Source organism: Modestobacter sp. VKM Ac-2983 (assembly GCF_026967885.1).
In the GTDB taxonomy this organism is placed as follows: Bacteria; Actinomycetota; Actinomycetes; order Mycobacteriales; family Geodermatophilaceae; genus Modestobacter.
Window position 1 is genome coordinate 763,461 of sequence record NZ_JAPVBK010000001.1, and the last position, 25,023, is coordinate 788,483.

Below are 25,023 nucleotides of genomic sequence, written 5' to 3' on the forward strand. Positions count from 1 at the left end.
AGGTCGTTCACGCCGTGGTGGCGATCGCGTGCAGCCGGGCGAACGCCTCGGGGGTCGAGGTCGGGTCGTCCACGGTCTGCCGCAGGAAGGCGTCGATCTGCGGCACCAGCCGGCGGGCCCGGTCGACGAGCGGGTCCGAGCCGGTCTGGTAGGCGCCGATCTCGATCAGCTCCCGCACGTCGCGCAGTGCGGCCATCATCCGGCGGACCTCCCGGGCGTCGGTCATCTGCGGCGACGGGACGATGGTGGTGGCGACCCGGGAGATCGACTCGAGCACGTCGATCGCCGGGAAGTGCCCGGCGGTGGCGAGCTTGCGGGTGAGCACGACGTGGCCGTCGAGGATCGACCGGGCGGTGTCGGCGATCGGCTCGTTGTGGTCGTCGCCCTCCACCAGCACGGTGTAGAGGCCGGTGATCGAGCCGGTGGTGGACGTGCCGGCCTTCTCCAGCAGCTTGGGCATCATGGCGAAGACGCTCGGCGGGTAGCCGCGGGTGGCCGGGGGCTCGCCGGCGGAGAGCCCCACCTCGCGCTGGGCCATCGCCGTGCGGGTGATCGAGTCCATCATCAGCAGCACGTCCCGGCCCTGGTCGCGGAAGCCCTCGGCGATCCGGGTGGCGACGAACGCCGCCTTCAACCGCACCAGCGGTGGCTCGTCGGAGGTGGCGACGACGACGACGGTGTTCGCCATGCCCTCCGGACCGAGGTCCTCCTCGAGGAACTCGCGGACCTCCCGGCCACGCTCACCGATCAGCCCGATGACGCGCACGTCGGCGTCGGTGCCCCGGGTGATCTGGCTCATCAGCGTGGACTTGCCGACGCCGGAGCCGGCGAAGATGCCCAGCCGCTGGCCGCGGCCGACCGGGACGAGGGTGTCCAGGGCCCGCACGCCGGTGGCCAGCTGCCGGTTCACCCGTGCCCGGGTCAGCGCGTTGGGCGTCTGGCTGGTGAGGTCGACGTACCGGATCGCGCTGCCCAGCGGGGGGCCGCCGTCCATCGGCCGGCCCAGCCCGTCGAGCACCCGGCCGAGCAGCGCCTCGCCGACCGGTACCTGCAGGGGCATGCCGGTGGCCCGCACCCGGGCGCCGGAGCGGACGCCGGAGAGGTCGCCCAGCGGCATGCAGGTGAGCCGGTCCCGCTGCACGGCGACCACCTCGGCCAGCAGCGGCTGCGGGCCGGTGCGGACCTCGACCAGGTCGCCGACGGCCGCCGAGACGCCCTCGACGGAGAGGGTGAGGCCCATCGCGCCGGTGACGATGCCGGTGAGCTGGGGGCGGGCGGCCGCACGCGCCCTGTCGATGAGGTCGCTGCTGTCCAGGGCGTCGACGGTCGCCCTCATGACCGGAGCACCTCGCGGACGCGGTCCAGCGCCGCGCTCAGCTGGGCGTCGACCCGCTGGGTGCCGGCCTCGGCCAGCGCGCCGGCCCGCTCGACGTCGGCGTCCCCGCGGACGGTGACCGACGCCGGCAGCTGGGCCAGCGCCTCGGCCGGCACCTCCGCGAGGTCGTCGGGGTGCAGCCGGACGACGACCGGCACGTCGTCGGGGCACAGGGTCAGGGCCCGGCGCAGGGCGTCCAGGCCGGGCTCCGCCGCCATGGCCAGCTCCCGGCCGAACAGGTCGCCGACCAGGATGACGACGGCGTCCAGGATGCTGTCCCGCAGCTCGTCGACCACCGGGGCGGCGGTGCCGTCCAGCCGCTCGACGGCGGCGCCCATGGCCGCGGTGGCCGAGGCGAGCCGGCGCTCCCAGCGGGCCTGCACGTCGGCGAGCCGCTCCTCGGCGGCCTGCTCGGCGGCGCGGACGACCTGCTCGGCGGCGACGAGGCCCTCGGCGTGGCCGGCGGCCCAGCCGTCCCGGCGGGCCTCCGCCCGCAGCCGGGCCAGCTGCTCGGCGTAGACCTCGCCCAGCCGGAGCCCGACCCGCGCGGTGGCGGCCTGGTCGCTGTGCGCCGCGGTGGGCTGGGCGGCGACCGGGGGGACGACGGAGGGCGCCCGCGGCGCCCGGGGCGGGGGGACCGGTGCGGCCGGGGCCGGCGCGGCGGCGTCCTGCGCGGCGGGGCGCACCGCCGACGGACGTCCCCACACCGGCGCACCCTGGGGCACGCGCTGGTAGGGGACGGCGCCGGCGGCCGGTGCCCCGCGCAGCAGCAGGGTCTCGCGGCCGCTGCCGTCAGGCGACGAAGTCATCCTCACCGCCCCGCGAGATGGTCAGCGCACCCTGCTCCTCGAGGGTGCGGATGACCGCCACGATCTTGGCCTGGGCCTCCTCGACGGTCCGGGTGCGGACCGGGCCGAGCAGCTCGATCTCCTCGAGCAGGTTCTCCCCGGCGCGCTCGGAGAGGTTGCGGACCACCTTGTCCCGGACGTCGGCCTTCACGCCCTTGAGCGCGGTGGCCAGGTCGTTGGCCTCGACGTCGCGCAGCACCAGCTGCAGCGACCGGTCGTCGATGGTGACGATGTCCTCGAACACGAACATCTGCGAGCGGATCCGCTCGGCCAGCTCCGGGTCGCTGTTCTCCAGCCACTCCAGGATCGAGCGCTCGGTGGGCCGGGAGGAACGGTTGATGATCTCCACCAGCGTCTCGACGCCACCGACGGTCGCCATGTCCTGGTAGGCCAGCAGGGAGCCCATCCGGCGGCCGAGCTCCTCCTCGACCATCCGGACCATCTCCGGGGCGGTGCGGTCCATCATCGCGATCCGGTAGGCGACGTCGGCCTGCTGGTCCGGCGGGAAGCCCGACAGCACCTCGGCCGACTGCGGCGCCGGCAGGTGTGCCAGCACGAGGGCCACGACCTGCGGGTGCTCGTCCTTCAGGAAGGTGACCAGCTGCCGGACGTCGCTGTTGCGCAGCGAGGCGAAGGGCAGCTCGGTGTAGACGACGTTGAGCCGGGAGAGGATGCCGTCGGCCTTCTCCTCGCCCAGCCCCGCGGCGAGCACCTCGCGGGCGAACTCGATGCCGCCGGTGCCGACGAAGCGGCGGGCCTGCATGAGCGAGTGGAACTCGCCGAGCACCTCGTCGACGTCCCTGCCGTCGACCCGCTGCAGCGCCATGAGCTCGCTGGTCAGCTGTTCGACCTCGGAGGGGCGCAGCTGGGCGAGGACGGCGCCGGCCTCCTCCTTGGTCAGCTGGGCCAGGAACACCGCGGCCTTGCGCAGGCCCGGCAGCTCCTTGCGGGGCTTGGCGAGCTGCACGGACGGCGTCGTCGCCGGCACCCCGACGAGCTGTTCGACGCTGGCGATGCTCACTGCTCAGCTCCCTTCGCGATGCTCACGGCAGTCCTCTTGTCGTTCCGGGACGCCACCGGCGCCCACCTCCTGCATCGGCAGTCCGGGGCCCCACCCGGCAGGGCGGCTGCCCCGCCGGGGGAGGCCCCGGACCGTGCGCTCACTTGGCGTCGGCGAACCAGCCGCGCAGCATCGTGGCGACCTCGTCGGGACGGTCGCTGACCATCTCCGAGATCTCGCCGCGCACCCGCTCGCGCTGCTGGGCCTCCAGCAGCGCCGTCCGGTCGTCGAGGGCCGGGTCCCGGACGCTCTCGACCTGGATGCGCTCCTCGGTCTCCTCGTCCTCGTACTCCTCGTACTCCTCGCGGTTGCGCCGCGAGCGCAGCCACACGATGAGCACCAGCAGGGCGATGCCGAGGGCGATGCCGCCGGTCTTGATCATCGACCACATCTGGGCGGTCTTCTCCGCCTCCTCGGCGGCTGCCAGGTCGGCCGCGGCCCGCTCGGCGGCGGTCTGGTCGAAGGCCATCGCGGCGACCGTGATGGCGTCCCCGCGGGCGACGTCCAGGCCGACCGCGTTGCCGATCAGGTCCTGGACCTGCGCCTGGTTCAGCGCGCCGGCCGCGGCCTGGTCCATCACCACCGAGACGGTCAGCCGCTCGACGGCACCGGGCGCTCCCTCGATGGTCTCCACGGTCTTGTCGACGGCGTTGTTCCGGGTGGCCGTCTCCTTGTCGTAGGCGGACTCGCCGTTGCCGTTGACCCCGAGGTCCTCGGCACCGAGCACCCCGCCGACGGCGGCCCCGTTGCCCTCGTAGTTCTCGATGGTGGTGCTCTCCGACAGGGCCGGGGTGCCCTCGTTGAAGTCGTAGCTCTCGATCGTCGTGCCGCGCTGGTCGAAGTCCAGGTCGGCTCGCACGGACACGACCGCGTTGCCGGGACCGGCGACCCGGTCGAGGATCTGCTGGGCGTTGGCCGCCAGCCGGCCCTCGAACTCCTGCTCCATCTGCGACTGGGCGTCGCCGGCAGCGGAGGACGCGCCCTCCCCGGCGGCGGAGAGGACCGCGCCGGTGGAGTCGGCGACCGTGACGTCGGCCGGGTCCATCTTCTCGATGCTGGAGGAGACCAGGTGGGTGACCGCCTGCACCTGCTCGCCGGCGAGGCTCGTTCCGGGGGCGAGGTCGAGCAGGACCGACGCGGTCGGCTTGCCCTCCTCGGTGGCGAAGACGTCGTCCTTGGGGAGCGCGACGTGCACCACGGCCGACCGGACGCCGTCCAGCGCCTTGAGGGTGGTGGCGAGCTCGCCCTCCAGCGCACGCTGGTAGGAGACCTGCTGCTGGAACTCGCTGGTGGTGATGCCCTGCTCGTCCAGCAGGGAGTAGCCGGTCTCGTCACCGGCCGGCAGGCCCTGGCCGCTCATCGCCAGGCGCAGGTCGTAGACCTTCTCCTTGGCCACCATGATCGTCTGGCCGCCGTCGGTGAGTTCGTAGGCGACCCCCTGGGCGTTGAGCTCCTCCACGATCGCCGAGGCGTCGGTGGAGGCGAGGTTGCTGAACAGCGGCGACAGCGTGGGCGCGGTGACCCACCGGGTGAAGAAGAAGCCGCCGAGGAGCAGCCCGGCCAGCAGCAGACCGATGACGATCTTCTGGCCGGCGCTGATCGTCGCCAGCAGCGTGCGGACCCGGTCCATCGGTCCGGCGAGCGCGGCGGGCATCAGATCTGCATCCGCATGATCTCGGTGAAGGCCGCGACCGCCGAGTTCTTCAGGGTCACCACGGTGTCGGTGGCCAGCCGGGCCTCAGTGCTGGCGATCATGTAGTCGTGGGCGTCCTGCAGGTCGCCGGTGGCGGCCTGCAGCGCGAGGGCGTCCGCGTTGCCCTGCACGGCGTTCAGCGAGTCGATCGAGCCGGTGAGGACGGCGGCGAAGCCGCCGTCTCCGGACACGGAGCGCGGAGCGGCGGCGTTGGCGGCGCCGGCGACCCCGGTGACGTCGGTGATGCCCGGCATCCCGATGGAGATCCCTGCGATGGGCGAGGTCATGATCAGCCCTTCCCGAGCTGGAGGGCCTGCTGGTAGGCCTCGGTGGCGCTCCTGATGGTGGCCAGGTTGGCCTGGTAGCCACGCTGGGCCATCAGCAGCTGGGTCATCTGGTCGCCGAGGTCGATGTCGGGGTAGCGGACGTAGCCCTCGTCGTCGGCCAGGGGGTTGCTCGGCTCGTAGACCATCCGGCCCTCGGCGCTGCCGAGCTCGGTGCCGGCGACGCGCACGCCGCCCTGGCCGGAGCCGTACTGGACGGCCTCGGCGACGATCATCCGCTCCTGGAAGGCGTCCTCGCCCGGGCCGTTGACCGTGTTGATGTTGGCCATGTTGTCCGCGACGGCGTCCATCCACTTGCGGTGGACGAACAGCGACGAGCCACCGATGCGCAGCGTGTCGAAGACCGCCATCACTGGGTCCGCAGGGCGGAGCGCAGCAGGGCGTACTTGCCGTCCAGGGCGCTGATCGACAGCTGGTAGCGCAAGCCGGTCTCGGTGGCGATGACCGTCTCGGTGTCCAGGTTGACGTTGTTGCCGTCGGTCCGGGTCGGGTCCATCGAGCGGGTGACGGAATTCCGGCCGCCCGCCGCGACCTGCCCGTTGGCGATCTCGTTCTGCAGGGTCGACTCGAAGTCGACCCGGCCGGCCAGGAAGCCCGGCGTCTGGACGTTGGCGATGTTGTCGGCGGTCACCCGCTGGCGCTGCTGCAGTCCGGTGAGGGACGCGTGCAGCGCCGTCATGGTCGAGTCGGTGATCACCGGACGCCCAGCAGGGAGCGACGGAGCACGAGGTACCTCCGGGTACGGCGGGACGCGCTCCCAGGGGAACCTGGGAGCGAGGGGGCCGCCGATCCGTGGCGAAGTTGGTGCGTTCCGTGCCCTTGAGTCATCGGCAGCGGCAGCAGCTGTCATGACCACTTGCACCCGATCGGGCACTTCCCGTCACACAACGCACACGTCCCCCGGGGCCGAAGTCGCGTCTTCGGCCCCGGGGGACGGGGGAGTGCCGGTGCTGCGGGTGAGGTCAGAGCACCCGGTCGATGAAGGAGGCGACCGGCCGGGTCGGTGCGTAGGACATCCGGGCGGCGACGTCCCGCTGCTTCTGCGACTGGGTGATCCGCTCGACCAGTTCCTCGGCGACCGCCAGCTGGTGTTGCAACAGCCGGGCGGCGCGCTCCCTCAGGTCGTCGGGCAGCGGGCCCAGGTTGCTCGGCGGGATCCAGTCGGTGGACCGGCGGCCCCAGGCTGCGATCTCCTCGGCCCGGCCGCGGGCGAGGGTCTCCTCGGCCTCGTACACGTCGCCCTCGAGCGCGTCCAGCACCGCCGGCCAGTTCCGCCCGCCGGCCAGGGCGGGGACGTCCCCGACCCGGTTGCGCCCGGCAGGCGGGCCGCCGGTCACGCGGGAGCCACGGCGAGGGAGGCCGCGGCCTCCCGCCACGCGTCGCGCAGCGGCTCGACGATCCTGCGGCAGTCGGCGACCCGGCGCAGGTCGCCCTTGACGATCGCGGAGCCGAGCTCGGTGATCAGCCAGTTGTAGAGGGCGGCCAGCCGGGGAGCGCCGTCCCAGGCGTCGACCTGCAGGCTCTCCAGCAGACCGAAGACGACGTCCTGGGCGTGCTGCAGCTGCTCGGTCGCCGCGTCACGGTCACCCGCGGTCAGGGCGGCATGCCCGCGCTCCAGGTCCAGGGCGAGGCGGTCGTACAGCATCACCAGCAGTCGCTGTGGGGAGGCGGTCGTGACCGTGTCACCCAGGTAGCGGGCGCGGAGGGAAGCGGTGCTCATCGGTTCGGGGCTCCAGGGGAAGACGCGGCAGCGGGTCAGGACTACTTGGAGGAGGACCAGGAGGGCAGCCCGGCGATCTGCGAGGTGAGCCAGGCCGCCTGGTTCTGCATCGAGCTCAGCGCGGTCTCCATCGCGGTGAACTGTCGGGTCAGCGTGGTCTTGCGCATCTCGAGCCGGATGTCCCAGGCGGCGATCCGGTCCTCGATGTCCTTGGCCAGGGAGTCCCCGCTCTTGGCGAGCAGCACCAGCGAGCCGGTCGTGCTGTCGCTGGCGCCCTTGGCCAGCAGCTCGAGCTGGGCGGCGAAGCCGACCGGGGAGGTCACGTCGTCGGCGTTGCCGCTGATCCCGTCGGTGCCCGCGCTGACGATCTTTCTCTCGGAGAGCAGCGCCTGCGTCGCGGCCGGGTCGCTGCTCAGAGCCGTGGTGAAGGCCGCCTTGTCGAAGGTGAGCTGGCCGTCGCGGGTGAGCTCGATGCCGACCGTGGAGGCCGACTTCCCGCCGACGGCGCTGGAGACGACGCTGAGGATCTGGGTCGACAGGCCGCGCAGCGTGCTGTCGCCCTTGAGGATCGCCGCGGAGCTGTCGGCGTCGGTGTAGGAGGAGACCGCCGAGAGCAGGGAGTTCGCCGCGTCGACGAGGCTCTGCACCTTCGTGGCCGTCGCGTCCGGGTCCTTGGCCACGGTCACGGTGGCCGCGGCGTCCTTCTTGCTGACCGTGAACGTGCTCCCGGGGAGCACGTCGGTGAAGGTGTTCGTCGACGAGGTCACGTCGTAGCCCTGGGTCGCGTCCCCGACCCGGAGCTTGGCGTCGGTGCCGGTGGTGAGGGCCGTGACGGCGACGTCCCCGCTCACGGTGAAGGTGCCGGCCGCACCGGAGGTCTTGGAGGTGAGCTGGAGCCGGACGCCGGCGCCGGTGTCGATCGCCACGGCGGTGACCCCGGCGGTGGAGGCGTTGATGGCCTTGACGGCGTCGTTCACCGTCTGGCCGGCGGTCAGCGTGACGCCGACCCCGGCGATGGTGAGGGTGGTCGGGCCGTTCGGGTTCAGCGCGGTGTCGGCCGTGGCCCAGCTGCCGGTGCTGTAGACGGAGTGGGTCGCCGCCAGGCTCGTGACGGTGAAGCTCAGCGACCCGGTGGCCGCGCCGATGGAGGCGGTCGCGGTCACGGAGGGGTCCGAGCTGCTCGCCTTGGTCGAGGTCCAGGCGGTGGCGTCGGTGAGCGCGGCCGCGGCAGTGCGCAGGGCGTCGAACCGGGTGTTGACCGCGCGGTAGGCGGCGGCGTCGGACTTGGTGGCGGACAGCTGCTGCTTGAGCAGCGTCTGCGGGTTGGCCTCCACCTGCATCAGCTGGGTGATCATGGTGCTGTAGTCGATGCCCGAGATGAGGCCCGTGCTCACGCTCATGCCCGCCATGCCGGTGCCTCCGTGGTTCGGGGATCAGGGGTGGAGCGCCAGTGAGGGGGGAGGCCCGAGGGCCTCCCCCCTCACCGGGTGTTCAGGTGGTGCGGGTGGATCAGCCCAGCAGCTTCAGGATGCCCTGGGGCGCCTGGTTGGCCTGGGCCAGCATCGCGGTGCCGGCCTGGGTCAGGATCTGGGTCCGGGTGAAGTTGGTCATCTCCTGGGCCATGTCGGTGTCGCGGATCCGGCTCTCGGACGCCGACAGGTTCTCGACGGCGACGTTGAGGTTGTTGATGGTGTGCTCGAACCGGTTCTGGATGGCACCCAGGTCGGCGCGAGTGGTCGACACCGACTTGATGGCGCTGTCGATGTCGCCGATCGCCGACGTCGCGCCGCTGGCGGCGGCGAAGGTCGGGGTGGCCTTGGCGATGTCGCCGGCCGAAGTGCTCAGGGCACCGGCGTCGGTGTAGCCGGCGACGTTGGCCGGGGTGGTGAAGGTCAGGACGGCACCGGCGTGGCCGAACGGGGCTGCGCCGTCGGCCAGACCGAACGCCGAGGCGGCGGCCTTGTTCAGCACGGCCAGGTGCTGGGCGTCGGTGCCCACCGTGGCGGCGTCGCCGTCACCATCGGCGTTGGAGTAGTCGACGCTGGCCAGGTCCAGGGTCTTGCCGCCGAAGCTGATCGTGCCCTCGAGGCTGCCGTAGGCGGCCTGGTGAGTGGTGCCACCGGCGAAGACGTTGGTGCCCGTGGCCGAGAGGCCCAGGGTCGCCGCCGTGGTGTCGGTGGCCGCGGTGGTGACGACGACACCGGCAGCCGCGGTGGCCCCGTTGGTGTAGGCGCCCTTGCCGGCCACGTCCACGCCGCTGACCCCGAGACCGGCGGAGCCCATCGCGGTGGCGATGTTGACCGAGATGGTCTCGCCGGCGTTCGCGCCCACCTGGAAGGTGGTGGCGTAGTTGCCGTCGAGCAGCTTCTTGCCGTTGAAGGTGGTGGTGCCGGCGATCCGGTCCAGCTCGGACTTGAGCTGCCCGATCTCGGACTGGATGTTCTTCTTGGCGTCGCCGTTCAGGGAGCCCTCGTTGGAGGCCTGCACGGACAGGTCACGCATGCGCTGGAGGATCTTGTGCGTCTCGGTGAGGGCACCTTCCGCGGTCTGCACGACCGAGACGCCGTCCTGGGTGTTGCGGACGGCGACCTTGAAGCCACCGATCTGCGAGCGCAGGCCCTCGGAGATGGCCAGGCCCGCGGCGTCGTCGGCGGCGCGGTTGATGCGGAAGCCGGAGGAGAGCTTCTCCAGCGACTTGCTCATCTGGCTGTCGGTGACCGACAGGTTGCGGTACGAGTTCATCGCCGCGATGTTGTTGTTGACGCTCATGCCCATGGTGTTCCTCCGTGGAATCGGGGCTTCCGGTTGGACCCGCTGCATCCGTGCTGCGGGGTGGTGCACTACCTGTTACGGCTGGGACGGTCCCGTTCTTGACTCGAATGGGACAGAGCTTTTGCGTCGCCTCGAGGTCGTGCACCTGTGACGGAAAGCCGGGCAGAGCAAGGTGCGGCACCCGATGAGGGAAAGGCCGAGGGGCCTCCCCCTCATCGGGTGTTCAGGTGGTGAGGGTGGATCAGCCCAGCAGGCGGAGGATGCCCTGGGGCGCCTGGTTGGCCTGGGCCAGCATCGCGGTGCCGGCCTGGGTCAGGATCTGCGTGCGGGTGAAGTTGGTCATCTCCTGGGCCATGTCGGTGTCGCGGATCCGGCTCTCGGACGCCGACAGGTTCTCGACGGCGACGTTGAGGTTGTTGATGGTGTGCTCGAACCGGTTCTGGATGGCACCCAGGTCGGCGCGAGTGGTCGACACCGACTTGATCGCGTCGTCGATCTTGCCAATGGCGGCCTCGGCGCCGCTGGCGGCGGCGAAGGTCGGGGTGGCCTTGGCGATGTCGCCGGCCGAAGTGCTCAGGGCACCGGCGTCGGTGTAGCCGGCGACGTTGGCCGGGGTGGTGAAGGTCAGGACGGCACCGGCGTGGCCGAACGGGGCTGCGCCGTCGGCCAGACCGAACGCCGAGGCGGCGGCCTTGTTCAGCACGGCCAGGTGCTGGGCGTCGGTGCCCACCGTGGCGGCGTTGCCGTCACCATCGGCGTTGGAGTAGTCGACGCTGGCCAGGTCCAGGGTCTTGCCGCCGAAGCTGATCGTGCCCTCGAGGCTGCCGTAGGCGGCCTGGTGAGTGGTGCCACCGGCGAAGACGTTGGTGCCCGTGGCCGAGAGGTCCAGAGTCGCCGCCGTGGTGTCGGTGGCCGCGGTGGTGACGACGACACCGGCAGCCGCGGTGGCCCCGTTGGTGTAGGCGCCCTTGCCGGCCACGTCCACGCCGCTGACCCCGAGACCGGCGGAGCCCATCGCGGTGGCGATGTTGACCGAGATGGTCTCGCCGGCGTTCGCGCCCACCTGGAAGGTGGTGGCGTAGTTGCCGTCGAGCAGCTTCTTGCCGTTGAAGGTGGTGGTGCCGGCGATCCGGTCCAGCTCGGACTTGAGCTGCCCGATCTCGGACTGGATGTTCTTCTTGGCGTCGTCGTTCAGGGAGCCGTTGTTGTTGGCCTGCACGGACAGGTCACGCATGCGCTGGAGGATCTTGTGTGTCTCGGTGAGGGCACCTTCCGCGGTCTGCACGACCGAGACGCCGTCCTGGGTGTTGCGGACGGCGACCTTGAAGCCACCGATCTGCGAGCGCAGGCCCTCGGAGATGGCCAGGCCCGCGGCGTCGTCGGCGGCGCGGTTGATGCGGAAGCCGGAGGAGAGCTTCTCCAGCGACTTGCTCATCTGGCTGTCGGTGACCGACAGGTTGCGGTACGAGTTCATCGCCGCGATGTTGTTGTTCACGCTGAAGCCCATGGTGATCCTCCTTGGCAGGGGTGACCGCGGCATCCGTGCCGCGGTCGTCGTACCCCTGTCAACGGAGCGGGTCGGCGGCTGCTTGAGGGCCTCCCGGCGATGTCCCCCGAACGGGTGGGTCACCCGTTCAGCGCAGCAGTTGCAGCACCCCACGCGGCGACTGGTTCGCCTGGGCGGCCATCGCCGTGCCGGCCTGGGTGAGGATCGACGTTCGACTCATCGTGGTCATCTCCGACGCGATGTCGGCGTCCCGGATCCGGCTCTCCGAGGCGGCGGTGTTGTCCAGCGCCACGCCCACCTTGGCGATGTTGTGCTCGAACCGGTTCTGCGCGGCACCGAGGTCGGCGCGCGCCGTGGACACCTGCCCGATTGCCGCGTCGATCGCCGCCAGCGCCGTGGCGGTCCCGGCAGGCGCGGTGACGTCCACGCCGGCGACCCCCAGGCCGGCCGCGCTCATCGCCGGTCCGAAACCGACGCTGATCGTGTGCCCGGCGTCCGCGCCCACCTGGAAGGTCCCGCGGTAGCTGCCGTCCAGGAGCTGCCGGCCGTTGAAGGACGTCGTCTTCGCGATCCGGTCCAGCTCGGCCCGCAACTGTCCGATCTCGGTCTGCACGTTCGCCCGGGCGGCGTCGTCCAGCCCGCCGGTGTTCGCGGCCTGGACGGCGAGGTCCCGCATCCGGTGCAGCAGGGAGTGGGTCTCGGTGAGCGCACCCTCGGCGGTCTGCAGCACCGAGATGCCGTCCTGGCTGTTGCGCAGCGCGACCCTGAACCCGCCGATCTGGGTGCGCAGGCCCTCGGCGATCCCCAGGCTGGCGGCGTCGTCGGCGGCGCGGTTGATCCGCAGGCCGGAGGAGAGCCGCTCGATCGACGTGCTCTGTTGCCGATCGACGATGCCGAGGACGCGGGTTGAGTTCAACCCGGCGATGTTGCTGTTGACGACCAGGCTCATGCGGGCCCTCCGTGGACCGGGAACGAGAAGGAACCGCCGCAGCCGTGCGGCGGGATCGATCTCTTCTACGGTCCGGAGGACCCGGTCTCAACCCGAACGGGTGAGGTCCGTGGTGTGGATGTGACTCGAGCCGGGCGGCGGCTCAGGCGGGCTGGGCGGCCGCGCCGCGCTCGGGGACCACCCAGCCGCGCCGCGCACGGCCCCGGGGCTGGGGCACCGGGAACGGGGGAGGGGTCGCCGCGGTCCAGCCGGCGGACTGGCGGGCGGCGACCCGCTCGACGTAGGCGCGCTGCTGGTTGCGGGCGCGCACGCCACCGTCGGCGGGGACGGCGGTGCCGTCCCAGATCTCGCTCATCGCGGCGTGCAGCAGGGTGAGCGCGCGGGCCCGCATCTGTGAGACACGGGACAGGGTCACGCCGAGGGAGTCGGCGATGTCGGTGAGGGACTCGTCGCCGAAGAAGTTGCGCTCCACGACCTCGTCGAGCTTGTCGGGCAGGGCGCGGATCGCCTCGTGCAGGTGCCGGGCCCGCTCCCCGCGCAGCAGTGCGCGCTCCGGGGAGTCACCGGTGTCGGGCAGGTCGAGCGAGCCGCCGTCGGTGCCGGTCTCGGCGTCCATGCTCACCATCACGGCCCGGTGCACGTCGATCTGCAGGGAGTCCAGCTCCGAGCGCTGGACGCCGAGGCTCGCGGCCAGCTCCTCCTTCGTCGGCGGGCGGCCCAGGCTGATGGTCAGCGCATCGGTCGCCGCGTCCGTGCGCCGCGCCGCGGCCCGGACCGAGCGGCTGGCCCAGTCGCCGGAGCGCAGCTCGTCCAGGACGGCGCCCTGCAGGCGCGGCAGGGCGTAGGTGGCGAAGGTCGCCCCGGCGGTCGAGTCGAAGCGGCGGGCCACCTCCACCAGCGCGACGCTGGCGCAGGAGAGGAGGTCGTCCCGGCTGACGTGGCTGGGCAGCGAGATGCGCGAGGCCACTGCGTTCACCGCGAACTGGGCGAGCGCGAGATGGGTGGTCACCAGCGCGTCGACGTTGGCGGGTCGGCGCTCACTCACTGCGGGGCGGGCTGCGGTCACGCCCTCCTTCTCGGCTGACCGCCGCTCACGTGGCACCGCCATCGACACATTTCCGGGCGACCTTGAGCCATCTCGGCTTGACCGGGCGCCGCCGGGTGCCGAAGTGGAGATCGACAGCGCCCGCCGGTCCCGGTGGGCTCAGGCCTGCACGACGGGCTGCACACGACGACGGAAAGGCCGGCATGGACCACCAGCACCTGTCGACGTTGCTCTGGCGAGAGCAGGAACTGCTGGACCTCCTGCTCTTCAAGGCCGAGGAGAAGCAGTACCTCATCGTCACCGGCAAGAGCCGGTGGCTGGCCCGGATCGCCCACGAGATAGAGGTGGTCCTGGAGCAGCTGCGGACCCTCGAGCTCGAGCGGGCCGCGGCCACCGAGCAGATCGCCGGCCGGCTGGGGCTGGAGGCCAACCCCTCGCTGCGCCAGCTCGCCGACTCGGCCCCCGCCCCGTGGGACGACCTCTACGCCAAGCACCACGAGGCCCTCCTGCTCCTCGTCTCGGAGCTCCGCGGGCTCTCCGACACCAACAAGGAGCTGATCGAGAGCGGCCTGGCCGTCATCAACGACGCCCTGAACACCACCCAGCCGAACACCGCGGCCGGCACGTACACCCAGTCCGGCCGCGCGGCCGGCAACGCCTATCGCTCGGTCACCCTGGACGGTGCGCTGTGAGCTCGTTCTCCGGTCTGAACACGGCGACGACGGCCCTGTGGGCGCAGCAGCGCGGGCTGGACGTCACCGGGCAGAACATCGCCAACGTCAACACCCCGGGCTACTCCCGCCAGCGGGCGGAGCTGCAGTCGATCGGGGGCAACGCCGTCCCGGCGATGTACGCGATCAGCAACCAGGTCGGCCAGGGCGTCGACGCCGACAAGGTGATCCGCATCCGGGACGGCTTCTTGGAGAGCCGGGCGCAGATCGAGTCCGCCTCGACCGCCCGGATGACCGCTCAGGACGCCACCCTCGCCCAGATCGAGCAGGCCTTCCGCGAGCCCGGCGAGACCGGCATCCAGGCCAAGCTCACCGCCGTCTTCACCGCGTGGGGCGACGTGGCCAACCACCCGACCGAGGACGGCGCCCGGACGGCCGTGCTGCAGAAGACCGCCACGCTCGTCGCGGAGCTGCACACCACGAGCAGCAACCTGGACAAGCAGTGGACCCAGACCCGGGACAGCCTGGACACGCTGGCGCAGGACGTGAACGCGAAGAGCCAGTCGATCGCCGACCTGAACCGGGCGATCAAGCGTGCGACCCAGGCCGGCCTGCCGGTCAACGAGCTGGCCGACAAGCGGGACGGGCTGGTGAAGGAGCTGGCCACCGCCATCGGTGCCACGTCCAGCCCCGGGGACGACGGGCAGGTCGACGTCTCCGTCGCCGGCGCGATGCTGGTCTCCGGCGTCTCGGCGATCGGCATCCGGGTCGTCGGCACCGAGGTGCCCGCGGAGGCCACCGCCCTGGACCCCTCGTTCGTCACCGACCCCGGTGGCACCCGGCTCGCCCTCGGCGGCACCGCGGGCGGTGCGCTGACGGCGCTGAGCCAGACGATCCCGCGGTACCAGCAGAAGCTGGACGCGGTCGCCCAGCAGCTGGCCGACCAGGTCAACGCCGTGCACACCGGTCCGGGCGCCTACGACAAGACCGGCGCCCCGGGCGGCCCGATGTTCGGTTCGGGCACCGTGCCGGCCGTCCCGGTCACCGCGGCGAACATCACCCTGCTGATCACCGACCCGACGAAGCTCGCTGCCGCGTCGATGGCGCCGATCCCGGCGGTCGCAGGACCGCCGGCCGTCGCCGCCAGGCCGTCGGCCGACGCCGGCAACGCCGCGAAGCTGGCCGCCATGGCGCGGGCGGACACCGGGGCGGCCGTCGCCTACCGGCAGCTGATCGTCGACCTCGGCGTGGAGGCATCGGTGGCCACGAGCAACCTGCAGACGCAGACGGTGGTCGCCGCGCAGGTGGACGCGTCCCGCGAGTCCGTCTCGGGGGTCAACCTCGACGAGGAGATGACGAACATGCTGCAGTTCCAGCACGCCTACTCCGCCGCCGCGCGGATGATCACCACCATCGACGAGACGCTCGACGTGCTGATCAACCGCACCGGCCGAGTGGGGCTGTGACCTGATGCGGATCACCCAGCGCTCGCTCGCCGTCACCGCACTGCAGGGCCTCAACCGCAACCAGGAGGCCATCGCCAAGCTGCAGGCCCAGCTGACGTCGGGCAAGACGATCAACAAGCCCTCCGACGACCCCACCGGCACGAACGCGGCGATGCAGACCCGCCAGGAGCTCGCCGGTGCCGCGCAGTACGCCCGGAACATCAACGACGGGATCGGCCTGCTCGACGCGACGGACTCCGCCCTGCAGAACATGATCAAGCAGGTGCAGAACGTCCGGGCGAAGACGGTGGCCGGCCTCAACGACGGCGCCCTGTCCGGCCCCTCCCGTGCCGCCTACCAGACCGAGGTCGCCGGGATCCGCGAGAGCCTGCTGGGTCTGGCCAACACCACGGTCCAGGGCGTGCCCGTCTTCGGCGGGGTGACCAGCGGGTCGACGGCGTACGACGTCACGAGCGGCGCCTACCAGGGCTTCGGTGGCACGACCGTGCCGCCGGTGCCGGTGATCCCGGTCAACCGCCAGGTGTCCGACGCCGACACGATCCGGGTCGACCTCACCGGGCCGGAGGCCTTCGGTGACCCGGCGACCGGTGACCTGTTCTCCGTCGTCCAGTCCATCGCCACCGACCTGGTCGACGACCCGGCCGCCCTCGCCGGGCACCTCGAGGACCTGGACGCCGTGCTGAACCGGATGCTGACGGCGGCGGCGGACATCGGTACGCGCACCAACCGGATCGAGACGGCCCAGCAGGTCAACAAGGACCTGCAGCTGTCGCTGACCAGCCGGTCCTCGGTCATCGAGAACGTGGACCTGCCCAAGACGATCATGAACCTGCAGATGCAGCAGGTCGGCTACGAGGCCGCGCTCGGGGCCACTGCGAAGGCCATCCAGCCCACTCTGCTGGACTTCCTGCGCTGATCGTCGGAGCAGGGTGGACCCTTCTCGGGGCCAACCTGCCGAGAGAACAAGAGCAGGGCGCGCCCACCCGGGTGGGCGCGCCCGGTCCCGCCGACCGGCGGGGCGATGCCACGGACGGCCCACACGAACCCAAGGAGGGGTACCCATGCTCACTCTCACCCGCAGCGTCGGCGAGAGCATCCGGATCGGCGAGGACATCGAGGTCTACGTCGTCGAGGTCCGCGGCGGGACCGTGCGGCTGGGCTTCAAGGCCCCCCGCGAGGTGACGATCCACCGCGAAGAGGTCTACAAGCAGATCGCCGAGGCGCAGAGCCTCGCCGCCGAGGTGGCCGCAGACGCCGTGGCTGCGTTGTCGGCATTTGCACCAGCGCCAGGCAAGCCAGCTGGCAACTAGTGCCATGAAGATGACCGATACGGCCCAATAACAGCTCACCTCAGCCGTCACAGTAGTCACAGGGCGGCGAGTCTCGCCGTCGGCGGCTGCGATCGTGCGCAAGTCTCTCCCCACAGCACCACGGTTACAGGGGGAGACGAACATGGAACTCAGCGCACTCGCATCGGGCCCGGCAGACGGCGTCGAGCTGTCGGTCGACCTGCGCGTCGGGCCGTCCGGCGCCGACGACCTGCGTCCCTGTGATGCCGTCGACGGCTCCTTCGGTGAGCCGGTCGCCGGCGCAGCCTGGTCGGAGACGGTCGTGGTGCACGTCCAGCTTCGCCCCCGCCGGCCGGCCACCCGTCGGTGCCTCGCCGCCCTCGCGGCGCTGGCCGCCCGGCACGAGTCGGTGGCCTTCGCGCTGACCGGCCTCAGCGGCGACGACCGCGCCGTCCGGATCACCGTCGGCGTCGAGCTCGGCCCGCGCGAGCTGATCGCGAAGTTCTCCGACCAGGCGCAGGCCGCCTACGCCTTCGTGGACGGGCTCTTCACCGACCTCTACGACTTCATGCCGGTGTACGTCGCCGAGCCGAACGAGGTCGAGCGCGCAGCGGCCGCCGGTGTGCTCGAGGCCGTCGAGACGCCCCGGCCCCGCATGCCGGCGCCCCGGGTCCCGGCCCCGCGCATCCCCTCGCCGCGCCGTCCCTCCGGGGACAGCGTCCACGCCCCCGCCCGCCGCGGGGTGCCCGCCCTGGTCTGACGCCGGACGCAGTCGGCCCACCGAGGGCCGGCTCCGCGCTCGCTGCCGCAACGCCCCAGACACGCCCCACCCCAGCCCACCTGCACTTCCCCTCAGGAGGACCGGTGTCCCAGGACATGCTCACCCCCCAGCTCGCCACCGACCCAGGCCGCATCCGTGAACCGCTGGTCTTCGGCGGGCTCACCGAGGCCGAGGGCTGGGTGCTGGCCCCGATCACCCCCCGCGACCGGGTGCACTTCCGCACCGACCGCGAGCTGCCGCTGGACACCTTCCGGGCGGCCCTGCCGGCCCAGGTCACGGTGACCTACGACGAGGGCGACGGCCTGTACCGGGTCGACGGCGAGACCGGGACGGCCGAGGAGCTCGCCGGCCTGATCCGCGCCTGGTGCGCCACCGAGGGCTACGCGACGGTCGGGCTGCGGCCGGAGACCGGCGTGCGCCGCCGGGCGCCCCGCGACCTGCCGGCCACCTTCCTCGACGGGCTGTGCCGACACTACTGCCGGGTCAGCCTCAAGCGCCTGCAGCGGAACATGAGCACCATCCGGCTGCACCTGCCCGACAACGACGACGTCGACCAGCAGGTGGCCGAGTGGGTGCTGAAGGCGGTGAGCCAGTACGACGAGACCAAGTCCGTCCCCTTCGGCGCCTTCCTGGCGACCCAGCTCTCCAAGTGGGTCCACGACCTGGGGCGCAACGCCTACGGCCGGACCGCGGCCGACACGGAGAACAAGCAGCAGAAGGCGGTGGCCGCGTTCACCGCGGAGCACCAGCGCCGGCCCAGCGAGAAGGAGCTGGCCTCCTACATGGGCCAGAGCGTGGCCACGCTGCGCCGCAACTCCCAGACCGTCGCCACCCTGAACGGTCTGCGCAACCTGCAGTCCCTGGACGGCGGGGCCGACACGGTGGAGTTCGTCGTCCCCGACAGCGCCGAGGTGCCCGACGAGATCATGGGCGAGGCCGAGCAGAGCCTGCTGTCGCACGCCCTGACCGCCGCGTGCGCCCCCGACCCGACCGCCCGCCGGGACCAGCGGGCGGCGCAGCCGAACGTGCTGGGCTGGGCGACCTGGTACCTGACGACCTGGGGCGGGCAGACCAAGACGCAGCTGTCGGCCGACCTGGGCACGTCCGTGCGCAACATGAACGTGCACGCCGACCGCGCCGAGAAGGCCCTCAAGGACCGGCTCTCCGAGCTGGGCGGCTGAGCTCTGCCGGGCCGCCGGAACGTGCGGCGACCCGGTGGCCGGGAGCGGGCGACGGGAGGCGGAAAAGGTTGCGATCCGGGTCCATTGGCCCTCTCACCTGCCGATATCCATGTCGTGAACGCGCCGGAGCCCACTCGCCGCACTGCGGGGGCCGGTCGTCCGGCCGGGGCCCAGCGCCCGGCGGTGGGGGAGTGAGCGGCCCTCCGGCCGAGGACCCGGCGCAGGCGGTCCTGGTGCCGCACTGGCTGAGCAGCCCGGACCGGCTCGAGGTCGAGCGGGCCGTGCGGGCCGCCCTCGACAGCGGACCGCTGCACCCGGTCGCCGCCGTCCACCTGAGTGAGGTGCTCACCGAACTGCACGTGGCCGCCGCCCGTGAGGTCGTCTGGCCCGCACCCACCGCACGCGTCCGCCGGGCCACCGGCTGGTCCGACGACGTCGTCCCGGTGCGGCTGTCCGCCGTCGAGCTGGCGAGCGTGTTGTCCCTGCCCGGTCTGGCGACCGTGGCCCGAGAAGCCCTGACCGGAGGACGCAGCGCATGACCGGAGCGCTCTTCGGCACCCCGGCCGGGCTCCTCCAGCGACTGAACCGGGCCGAGGTCCGGGTGCCCGACGTGTGGGCTGCCGTGGAGCTGCTGGCCGACCGGGGGGTCCACCCGGACCTGGAGCTCGGCGTCCTGGACGGGGCGGGCCGCGGGCCGATGCTGGTGCTGGACGACACCGGTCGCCGCACCCGGGTCCTGCTCGCCGAGCTCGCCGCGGAGATGACCCGGGCCCGGGTGCCCGTGACGGCCGAGTCGGTCGCCACTGCGCTGGGTGCCTGGCTCGCCCGCCGCCCCGTGCCCGATCCGGTCGCCCTCGCCACCGGTGTCGCCGTCCTGGACTGGTCCGACGCCCGGCACACCGCGCTGGGCTGGCGGGTGGTGGTTGCGCGCGAGCAGCTGGTCGTGCCCTGGCGGCCGTCCCGCACCGCGACGCTGCCCCTGGTGCACCAGGTTCGCTCGGCGGCGCTCGGCCGGGCCGCGATCGTCCGGACCGCGCTCCGGGTCGAGGGCCCGGTGGGCCTGTGGACCTCGACCAGCGTGCCCGGCATGGACACCGCGGTGTTGGTGCGCCCCGAGGAGCTGCTCGTGGAGATGGCCGCCGCCGGGCTGCCGCTGCGCGACATGCACGTCGTCGTCACCCCGCACCGGCCGGTCGCCTGCGCGGAGGCCGCCGTGGCGCGCCGGCTGGTCGCGGAGGCGACCGATGCCTGCGCGACCCTGCCGTGGCAGGAGCTGGCCGACCTCGGCTGGGCCTGACCCGTCCGCCCCGGCCGACCGCCGGTCAACTCAGCTCGCCGTACTCCCAGTGCCACGGCTCCGGGTTCTGGCCGCCCGCCTGCGCCCAGTCGGGGTGCAGCCAGCCGAAGTGGCCGGCGTTGCGCTGCATCCACGCCGTCTGCGCGGTGCCGAAGACGTTGATCCCGCCGCAGAGGTCGACCGCCAGGGCCCAGCCGTGGTTGGAGGTCCCCGGCACCGCGGTGATCTTCGGCTTCCGGCGGTGCGCGTCGACCTGGGCGCCCAGCGACCGGTAGGAGTCGGTGATGCACAGGGGGGTGCCGAAGGCCTGCGCGTAGGCCGCGGACATCGCCCGGTAGGCCGCCGCTGCGTCACAGCGCAACCGGTGCCCGCCCCCGATCGGGCAGAGCTGGTCGGCCGGGATCTGCCCGTTGGCCCAGCCGCCCCACGCGCCGGACGTGGGCCCGGCCGCGTTCCCCGGGGTGGGCAGCGGAGCGCCACACGTCGCCGTGACGGGGCCGCTGGCCGGCACCGGTGTGGGCGTGGTCGGCGGCACCGACACCCGGACGGCGGTGCTCAGGTCGGCCAGTTCACGCACCGCCACCTGATGCCGGTCGGCGGAGGCGGACAGCACGCTGGTGCCGCCCACGTACAGGCCGACGTCGTCCAGGCCGCTGCGCGGATCGGTGCTGAACACCAGGTCGCCCACCTGGAGCTGCCCGGCCGGGACCGGCGTGCCCTGGGCCCACTGGCCGGGCAGGTCGGTGGGCAGTCCGACGCCGCCCTGCGCCCAGGTCGTGGCGGTGAGCCCACCGCAGTCGTACCCGTCCGGCCCGTGCTGCCCGAGCAGGTACGGCTTGCCGAGCTGGGCGAAGGCGGCGCTGACCGCGGCGACGGTCTCGGCCGGGAGCACGGTGAGCGTGCCGCCGGCGGTGTAGGTGGTGGCCACGCCCGGCACCGGTGCGCCCGTGGGGTCGCGCAGCGCGGCGAGCCCGGCCGGCAGCGTTCCCGGGTCGGTCAGCGCCGCGGCCGGCGGCGGGGTGACGCCGGCCGCAGCCAGCCGGCCGAGGTGGTCCTGCCAGCCGGTCAGCGCGGCGGTGTTGCGTGCCTGCTGGTCGGGCGCGGCGGCGCTCGTCGACAGCGCAGCCCACTGGGCGCTCACGGTCGGGTCGAGCTCGGCGACGATCGCGCGGACCTCGGTGAGCACGTCGGCTGCGCGGCTGCGCGCCTGCGCCGCGGCCGCCTCCGCCGCGGCGGCGGCGTCGGTGTGCTCCGCCGCCTGGACGGCGGCCAGGGCGGCGCGGGCGACCGAGCTCTCCTGCTGCTCGGCCAGCTGCTCGGCCAGGCCCTGCGCGTGCAGGACGTCGGAGGTCGACCCGGGCTGGTGCAGGGAGAGCTGTGCCAGCGGCCAGCGCTCTTCCGGGCTGCGCCGGTACGCGGTGGCCGCATGGGCACCGACGGCAGCCCGGTCGGCGGTGACCACGGTGAGGGCGGCCGTGCCGGCGTCGCGAGCCTGCTGCGCCTGGGCGTCGAGGGCCTCCGCCTCGGCCAGCGCGGCCCCGTGCCGTGCGGCGGCGTCCGCGAGGGTCGCGGCGGTGGCCGCCACCTCACCGGCGGCGGCCGCTGTGGGCACCTGTCCGGCCTCGGTGGGTGGCTGGACGCTGACGGCCAGGACGCCGATCAGGGCCAGCGTCGCACCGCCGACGACGGCCAGTCGGTGCCACCAGCGTCGGGGGTCACCGGCGGTCCGGGCACGCCGGGGAGCGGGTCGGCGGGTGGCCGGAACCGGACGACGACCGGCGGGGACCGGTCTCCGCCCCGTGGGCTGACGGACCGGGGCGCTGCCGACCGCGGGTGCCTTCCGGGCGGGTGCCCTCTGCCCGGGTGCCTGCCGTGCAGGTGCCTGCCGTGCAGGTGCCTTCCGTGCGGGCTGGCCGGCAGCGCCGGGCCGGGCGCGAGGCCGCGGCACAGGAGCGTGCGCGCGTGGTGCGGACACCGTCGTTCCCCCAGCTGCGTCGGATCGGCCCGGCCGCCAGGTGGCGCCCGTTGTCCTGATCCCATCGACGTGCCAGCCGGGCCGGTGGAGGTCCCTCACCGGTTCGGGGGGTGCAGCTCACCCCTTCGGGGGGAGACGACGAGACCCCGCCGTCCATCAGGACGGCGGGGTCTCGGGTGGTGCGGTCCGGCGGCTACCGGTTGTCGAGCTCCACGAAGGAGCGCTCGGCCGGGCCGGTGTAGACCTGCCGCGGGCGGCCGATCTTCGTGGCCGGGTCCTCGATCATCTCCCGCCACTGGGCGATCCAGCCGGGCAGCCGGCCGATCGCGAACAGCACGGTGAACATCCGGGTCGGGAAGCCCATCGCCCGGTAGATGAGGCCGGTGTAGAAGTCGACGTTCGGGTAGAGCTTGCGCTCGACGAAGTAGTCGTCGGAGAGCGCGATCTCCTCCAGCTGCCGGGCCAGGTCGAGCAGCTCGTTGTTGCCGCCCAGCTTGTCCAGCACCGTGTCGGCGGTCGCCTTCACCAGGGCCGCGCGCGGGTCGTAGTTCTTGTAGACCCGGTGCCCGAAGCCCATCAGCTTGACGCCGGGCTCCTTGTCCTTCACCCGCGCGACGAAGCGGTTGATGTCGCCGCCATCGGCCTTGATCGCCTCGAGCATCTCCAGCACCGACTGGTTCGCCCCGCCGTGCAGCGGGCCGAACAGCGCGTTGATGCCGGCCGAGACGGAGGCGAACATGTTGGCCTGCGAGCTGCCGACCAGCCGGACCGTGGAGGTGGAGCAGTTCTGCTCGTGGTCGGCGTGCAGCACGAAGAGCATGTCCAGCGCCTTGACCAGCTCCGGGTCGGCCTCGTACGGCTCGGCCGGGAAGCCGAAGGTCATCCGCAGGAAGTTCTCCACCAGGCCGAGGGAGTTGTCCGGGTAGAGGAACGGCTGCCCGATCGACTTCTTGTAGGCGTAGGCGGCGATGGTCGGCAGCTTGGCCAGGAGTCGCACGGTCGACAGCTCGACCTGCTGCTGGTTGAAGGGGTCGAGCGAGTCCTGGTAGAAGGTCGACAGCGCGCTGACCGCCGAGGAGAGCACCGGCATCGGGTGCGCGTCGCGCGGGAAGCCGTTGAAGAACCCCTTGAGGTCCTCGTGCAGCAGGGTGTGCCGGCGGATCCGCTGGTCGAACTCCCCCAGCTGGTCGGCCGTCGGCAGCTCGCCGTAGATCAGCAGGTAGGAGACCTCGAGGAAGCTCGCCTTGCCGGCCAGCTGGTCGATCGGGTAACCGCGGTACCGCAGGATGCCCTGGTCGCCGTCGATGTAGGTGATCGCCGAGGTGCAGGACGCGGTGTTCACGAACCCGATGTCCAGGGCGACCTGGCCGGTGGTGGCCAGCAACTTGCTCGTGTCGATTCCCTCGGACCCCTCGGTCGCGGGGACGACCCGGAGCGGCAGTTCGCCGCCGGGCCAGCGCAGGGCTACGTCTGGGGTGTTCGCTGTCTCGCTCATCAGGTCTGGACGCTACTCAGTTCTCGTCGGGATGCGACACGGCCCCGCCGCAGGAAGGTGTGACGGGGCCGTGGAGGACGGTGGTCGTCGTCAGGGGTGGGTCATCGACAGCACGTCGAGGGCGGCGTCCAGCTGCTCCTCGGTGAGCTTCCCCTGCTCCACGTAGCCGCGCTCGACCACGACCTGGCGGATGGTCTTCTGCTCCGCCAGCGACTGCTTGGCGACCTTGGCCGCCTCCTCGTAGCCGATGTACTTGTTCAGCGGCGTGACGATCGAGGGGGAGGACTCGGCGTAGGTGCGGCACTGCTCGACGTTGGCGGTGACGCCGTCGACGCAGCGGTCGGCCAGCAGCCGGCTGACGTTGGCCAGCAGCCGGATCGACTCCAGCACGTTGCGGGCCATCAGCGGCAGCGTCACGTTGAGCTCGAACACGCCGGTGGTGCCGGCGTAGGTGACGGCGGCGTCGTTGCCGATCACCTGTGCGCCGACCTGGATCACCGCCTCGGGGATGACCGGGTTCACCTTGCCCGGCATGATGGAGCTGCCCGGCTGCAGGTCGGGCAGGGCGATCTCACCCAGGCCGGTGCGCGGTCCCGAGCCCATCCACCGCAGGTCGTTGGCGATCTTGATCAGCCCGACGGCGATCGTCTTGAGCTGGCCGGAGCCCTCGACCAGGGCGTCCCGGGAGCTCTGCGCCTCGAAGTGGTCGCGCGCCTCCGACAGCGGCAGGTCCAGCTCGCCGGCCAGCCGCTGGATGATGGCCGCGGCGAAGCCGGGCGGGGTGTTGATGCCGGTGCCGACCGCAGTGCCGCCCAGCGGGAGCTCGCCGATCCGGGGGAGCGAGGCGTGCAGCCGCTCGATGCCGTAGCGGACGGCGGCCGCGTAGCCGCCGAACTCCTGCCCCAGGGTCACCGGGGTGGCGTCCATCAGGTGCGTGCGGCCGCTCTTGACGACCTCGGCGAACTCGATGGCCTTGCGCTCCAGTGAGCCGGCCAGGTGCTCCAACGCGGGCACCAGGTCGCGCACGATGGCACCGGTGGCCGCGACGTGGATGGCCGAGGGGAAGACGTCGTTGGACGACTGCGAGGCGTTGACGTGGTCGTTCGGGTGCACCGGCGAGCCGAGGGACTCGGTGGCCAGGGTGGCGATGACCTCGTTGGTGTTCATGTTGCTCGACGTGCCCGACCCGGTCTGGAAGACGTCGATCGGGAAGTGCGCGTCCCAGTCACCCCGGGCGACGGTCGCCGCGGCCTCGGTGACGGCGTCGGCGATGTCCTGCGGCAGCACGCCGAGGGAGGCGTTCACCCCGGCGGCCGCACCCTTGATCGCCGCCAGCGCACCGATCAGCTCGCGCTCGATGGGCGTGCCGGAGATCGGGAAGTTCTCCACGGCCCGCTGGGTCTGCGCGCGCCACTTCGCCCACGAGGGGACGCGGACCTCCCCCATGGAGTCGTGCTCGATGCGGTACTCCGCGCCGTCGGTGTCGGTGGCCACGCTGCGCTCCCGGTGTGGTGTGGTGGTTGTCCTGCGGGAGCGACCCTAGACACCGCGGGAC

Annotated in this window: 25 protein-coding genes; 8 read left to right on the forward strand and 17 right to left on the reverse strand. The window is 72.4% G+C overall.

Translation table 11 applies throughout. From position 1 onward, the window contains the following. Positions 1-7: 7 nt before the first annotated feature. From O2W18_RS03550 to O2W18_RS03615, 14 genes are all read right to left on the reverse strand, one after another. Complete coding sequence (locus O2W18_RS03550) at positions 8-1,336, reverse strand: FliI/YscN family ATPase (protein WP_269186187.1); 1,329 nt, start codon at positions 1,334-1,336, stop codon at positions 8-10. Next, positions 1,333-2,184: a FliH/SctL family protein gene (locus O2W18_RS03555; protein WP_269186188.1), complete on the reverse strand. Its 852-nt coding sequence runs from the start codon at positions 2,182-2,184 to the stop codon at positions 1,333-1,335. The genes O2W18_RS03550 and O2W18_RS03555 overlap by 4 nt, the downstream gene beginning before the upstream one ends. Further along, entirely contained in the window at positions 2,168-3,244 is a 1,077-nt protein-coding gene (fliG, locus tag O2W18_RS03560; protein WP_269186189.1) for a flagellar motor switch protein FliG, read from the reverse strand. Before fliG ends, O2W18_RS03555 begins: the two co-directional genes overlap by 17 nt. 139 nt (positions 3,245-3,383) lie before the next feature. Beyond that, entirely contained in the window at positions 3,384-4,937 is a 1,554-nt protein-coding gene (gene fliF / locus O2W18_RS03565; RefSeq protein WP_269186190.1) for a flagellar basal-body MS-ring/collar protein FliF, read from the reverse strand. Then, a complete protein-coding gene (fliE, locus tag O2W18_RS03570; RefSeq protein WP_269160015.1) occupies positions 4,937-5,263 on the reverse strand; it encodes a flagellar hook-basal body complex protein FliE in 327 nt (108 codons plus the stop codon). Before fliE ends, fliF begins: the two co-directional genes overlap by 1 nt. A 2-nt stretch (positions 5,264-5,265) precedes the next feature. After that, positions 5,266-5,670, reverse strand: coding sequence for a flagellar basal body rod protein FlgC (locus tag O2W18_RS03575; RefSeq protein ID WP_269186191.1), 405 nt, complete (start codon positions 5,668-5,670; stop codon positions 5,266-5,268). After that, positions 5,670-5,999 carry a flagellar basal body rod protein FlgB gene (locus O2W18_RS03580; protein ID WP_269186192.1) on the reverse strand — a complete coding sequence of 110 codons (330 nt, stop codon included), beginning with the start codon at positions 5,997-5,999 and terminating at the stop codon, positions 5,670-5,672. The genes O2W18_RS03575 and O2W18_RS03580 overlap by 1 nt, the downstream gene beginning before the upstream one ends. 283 nt (positions 6,000-6,282) lie before the next feature. Then, positions 6,283-6,657: a hypothetical protein gene (locus O2W18_RS03585; RefSeq protein WP_269186193.1), complete on the reverse strand. Its 375-nt coding sequence runs from the start codon at positions 6,655-6,657 to the stop codon at positions 6,283-6,285. Then, complete coding sequence (gene fliS, locus O2W18_RS03590) at positions 6,654-7,040, reverse strand: flagellar export chaperone FliS (RefSeq protein WP_269186194.1); 387 nt, start codon at positions 7,038-7,040, stop codon at positions 6,654-6,656. The genes O2W18_RS03585 and fliS overlap by 4 nt, the downstream gene beginning before the upstream one ends. Positions 7,041-7,081: 41 nt before the next feature. Then, a complete protein-coding gene (gene fliD, locus O2W18_RS03595) occupies positions 7,082-8,440 on the reverse strand; it encodes a flagellar filament capping protein FliD (protein ID WP_269186195.1) in 1,359 nt (452 codons plus the stop codon). A 109-nt stretch (positions 8,441-8,549) separates the two neighbouring features. Next, positions 8,550-9,809, reverse strand: a complete 1,260-nt coding sequence (locus tag O2W18_RS03600; RefSeq protein WP_269186196.1) for a flagellin N-terminal helical domain-containing protein — start codon at positions 9,807-9,809, stop codon at positions 8,550-8,552. A gap of 244 nt (positions 9,810-10,053) precedes the next feature. Next, entirely contained in the window at positions 10,054-11,319 is a 1,266-nt protein-coding gene (locus O2W18_RS03605) for a flagellin N-terminal helical domain-containing protein (RefSeq protein ID WP_269186197.1), read from the reverse strand. A gap of 127 nt (positions 11,320-11,446) precedes the next feature. Beyond that, positions 11,447-12,268: a flagellin N-terminal helical domain-containing protein gene (locus O2W18_RS03610; RefSeq protein ID WP_269186198.1), complete on the reverse strand. Its 822-nt coding sequence runs from the start codon at positions 12,266-12,268 to the stop codon at positions 11,447-11,449. 142 nt (positions 12,269-12,410) lie between these two features. Further along, entirely contained in the window at positions 12,411-13,334 is a 924-nt protein-coding gene (locus tag O2W18_RS03615; protein WP_269186199.1) for a sigma-70 family RNA polymerase sigma factor, read from the reverse strand. Positions 13,335-13,516: 182 nt separating this feature from the next. Here O2W18_RS03615 and O2W18_RS03620 point away from each other — a divergent pair, with 182 nt between their 5' ends. From O2W18_RS03620 to O2W18_RS03655, 8 genes are all read left to right on the forward strand, one after another. Then, positions 13,517-14,005, forward strand: coding sequence for a flagellar protein FlgN (locus tag O2W18_RS03620; RefSeq protein WP_269171949.1), 489 nt, complete (start codon positions 13,517-13,519; stop codon positions 14,003-14,005). Continuing rightward, positions 14,002-15,450, forward strand: coding sequence for a flagellar hook-associated protein FlgK (gene flgK / locus O2W18_RS03625; protein ID WP_269186200.1), 1,449 nt, complete (start codon positions 14,002-14,004; stop codon positions 15,448-15,450). The genes O2W18_RS03620 and flgK overlap by 4 nt, the downstream gene beginning before the upstream one ends. Positions 15,451-15,454: 4 nt before the next feature. Further along, a complete protein-coding gene (flgL, locus tag O2W18_RS03630) occupies positions 15,455-16,366 on the forward strand; it encodes a flagellar hook-associated protein FlgL (RefSeq protein ID WP_269186201.1) in 912 nt (303 codons plus the stop codon). Positions 16,367-16,511: 145 nt separating this feature from the next. Then, the gene (gene csrA / locus O2W18_RS03635; protein ID WP_269186202.1) at positions 16,512-16,760 is read left to right on the forward strand and encodes a carbon storage regulator CsrA; all 249 of its coding nucleotides are present in this window, start codon (positions 16,512-16,514) and stop codon (positions 16,758-16,760) included. Positions 16,761-16,902: 142 nt separating this feature from the next. Continuing rightward, on the forward strand, positions 16,903-17,499 hold the full coding sequence (locus O2W18_RS03640) for a hypothetical protein (RefSeq protein WP_269186203.1): 597 nt from the start codon (positions 16,903-16,905) through the stop codon (positions 17,497-17,499). A gap of 104 nt (positions 17,500-17,603) precedes the next feature. After that, entirely contained in the window at positions 17,604-18,701 is a 1,098-nt protein-coding gene (locus O2W18_RS03645; RefSeq protein WP_269186204.1) for a flagellar biosynthesis protein FliA, read from the forward strand. Between the two features lie 191 nt (positions 18,702-18,892). Next, positions 18,893-19,240 carry a hypothetical protein gene (locus tag O2W18_RS03650; RefSeq protein WP_269186205.1) on the forward strand — a complete coding sequence of 116 codons (348 nt, stop codon included), beginning with the start codon at positions 18,893-18,895 and terminating at the stop codon, positions 19,238-19,240. Next, positions 19,237-19,998, forward strand: coding sequence for a hypothetical protein (locus O2W18_RS03655; protein WP_269186206.1), 762 nt, complete (start codon positions 19,237-19,239; stop codon positions 19,996-19,998). Before O2W18_RS03650 ends, O2W18_RS03655 begins: the two co-directional genes overlap by 4 nt. A 25-nt stretch (positions 19,999-20,023) precedes the next feature. On the opposite strand, the gene O2W18_RS03660 is transcribed toward O2W18_RS03655, so the two are convergent. The 3 genes from O2W18_RS03660 to O2W18_RS03670 form a co-directional block, all read right to left on the reverse strand. Then, positions 20,024-21,610, reverse strand: a complete 1,587-nt coding sequence (locus O2W18_RS03660) for an NlpC/P60 family protein (RefSeq protein WP_269186207.1) — start codon at positions 21,608-21,610, stop codon at positions 20,024-20,026. A gap of 556 nt (positions 21,611-22,166) precedes the next feature. Beyond that, on the reverse strand, positions 22,167-23,468 hold the full coding sequence (locus tag O2W18_RS03665; protein ID WP_269171940.1) for a citrate synthase: 1,302 nt from the start codon (positions 23,466-23,468) through the stop codon (positions 22,167-22,169). A gap of 90 nt (positions 23,469-23,558) precedes the next feature. Then, on the reverse strand, positions 23,559-24,962 hold the full coding sequence (locus O2W18_RS03670) for a class II fumarate hydratase (protein ID WP_269186208.1): 1,404 nt from the start codon (positions 24,960-24,962) through the stop codon (positions 23,559-23,561). Positions 24,963-25,023 lie beyond the last annotated feature (61 nt).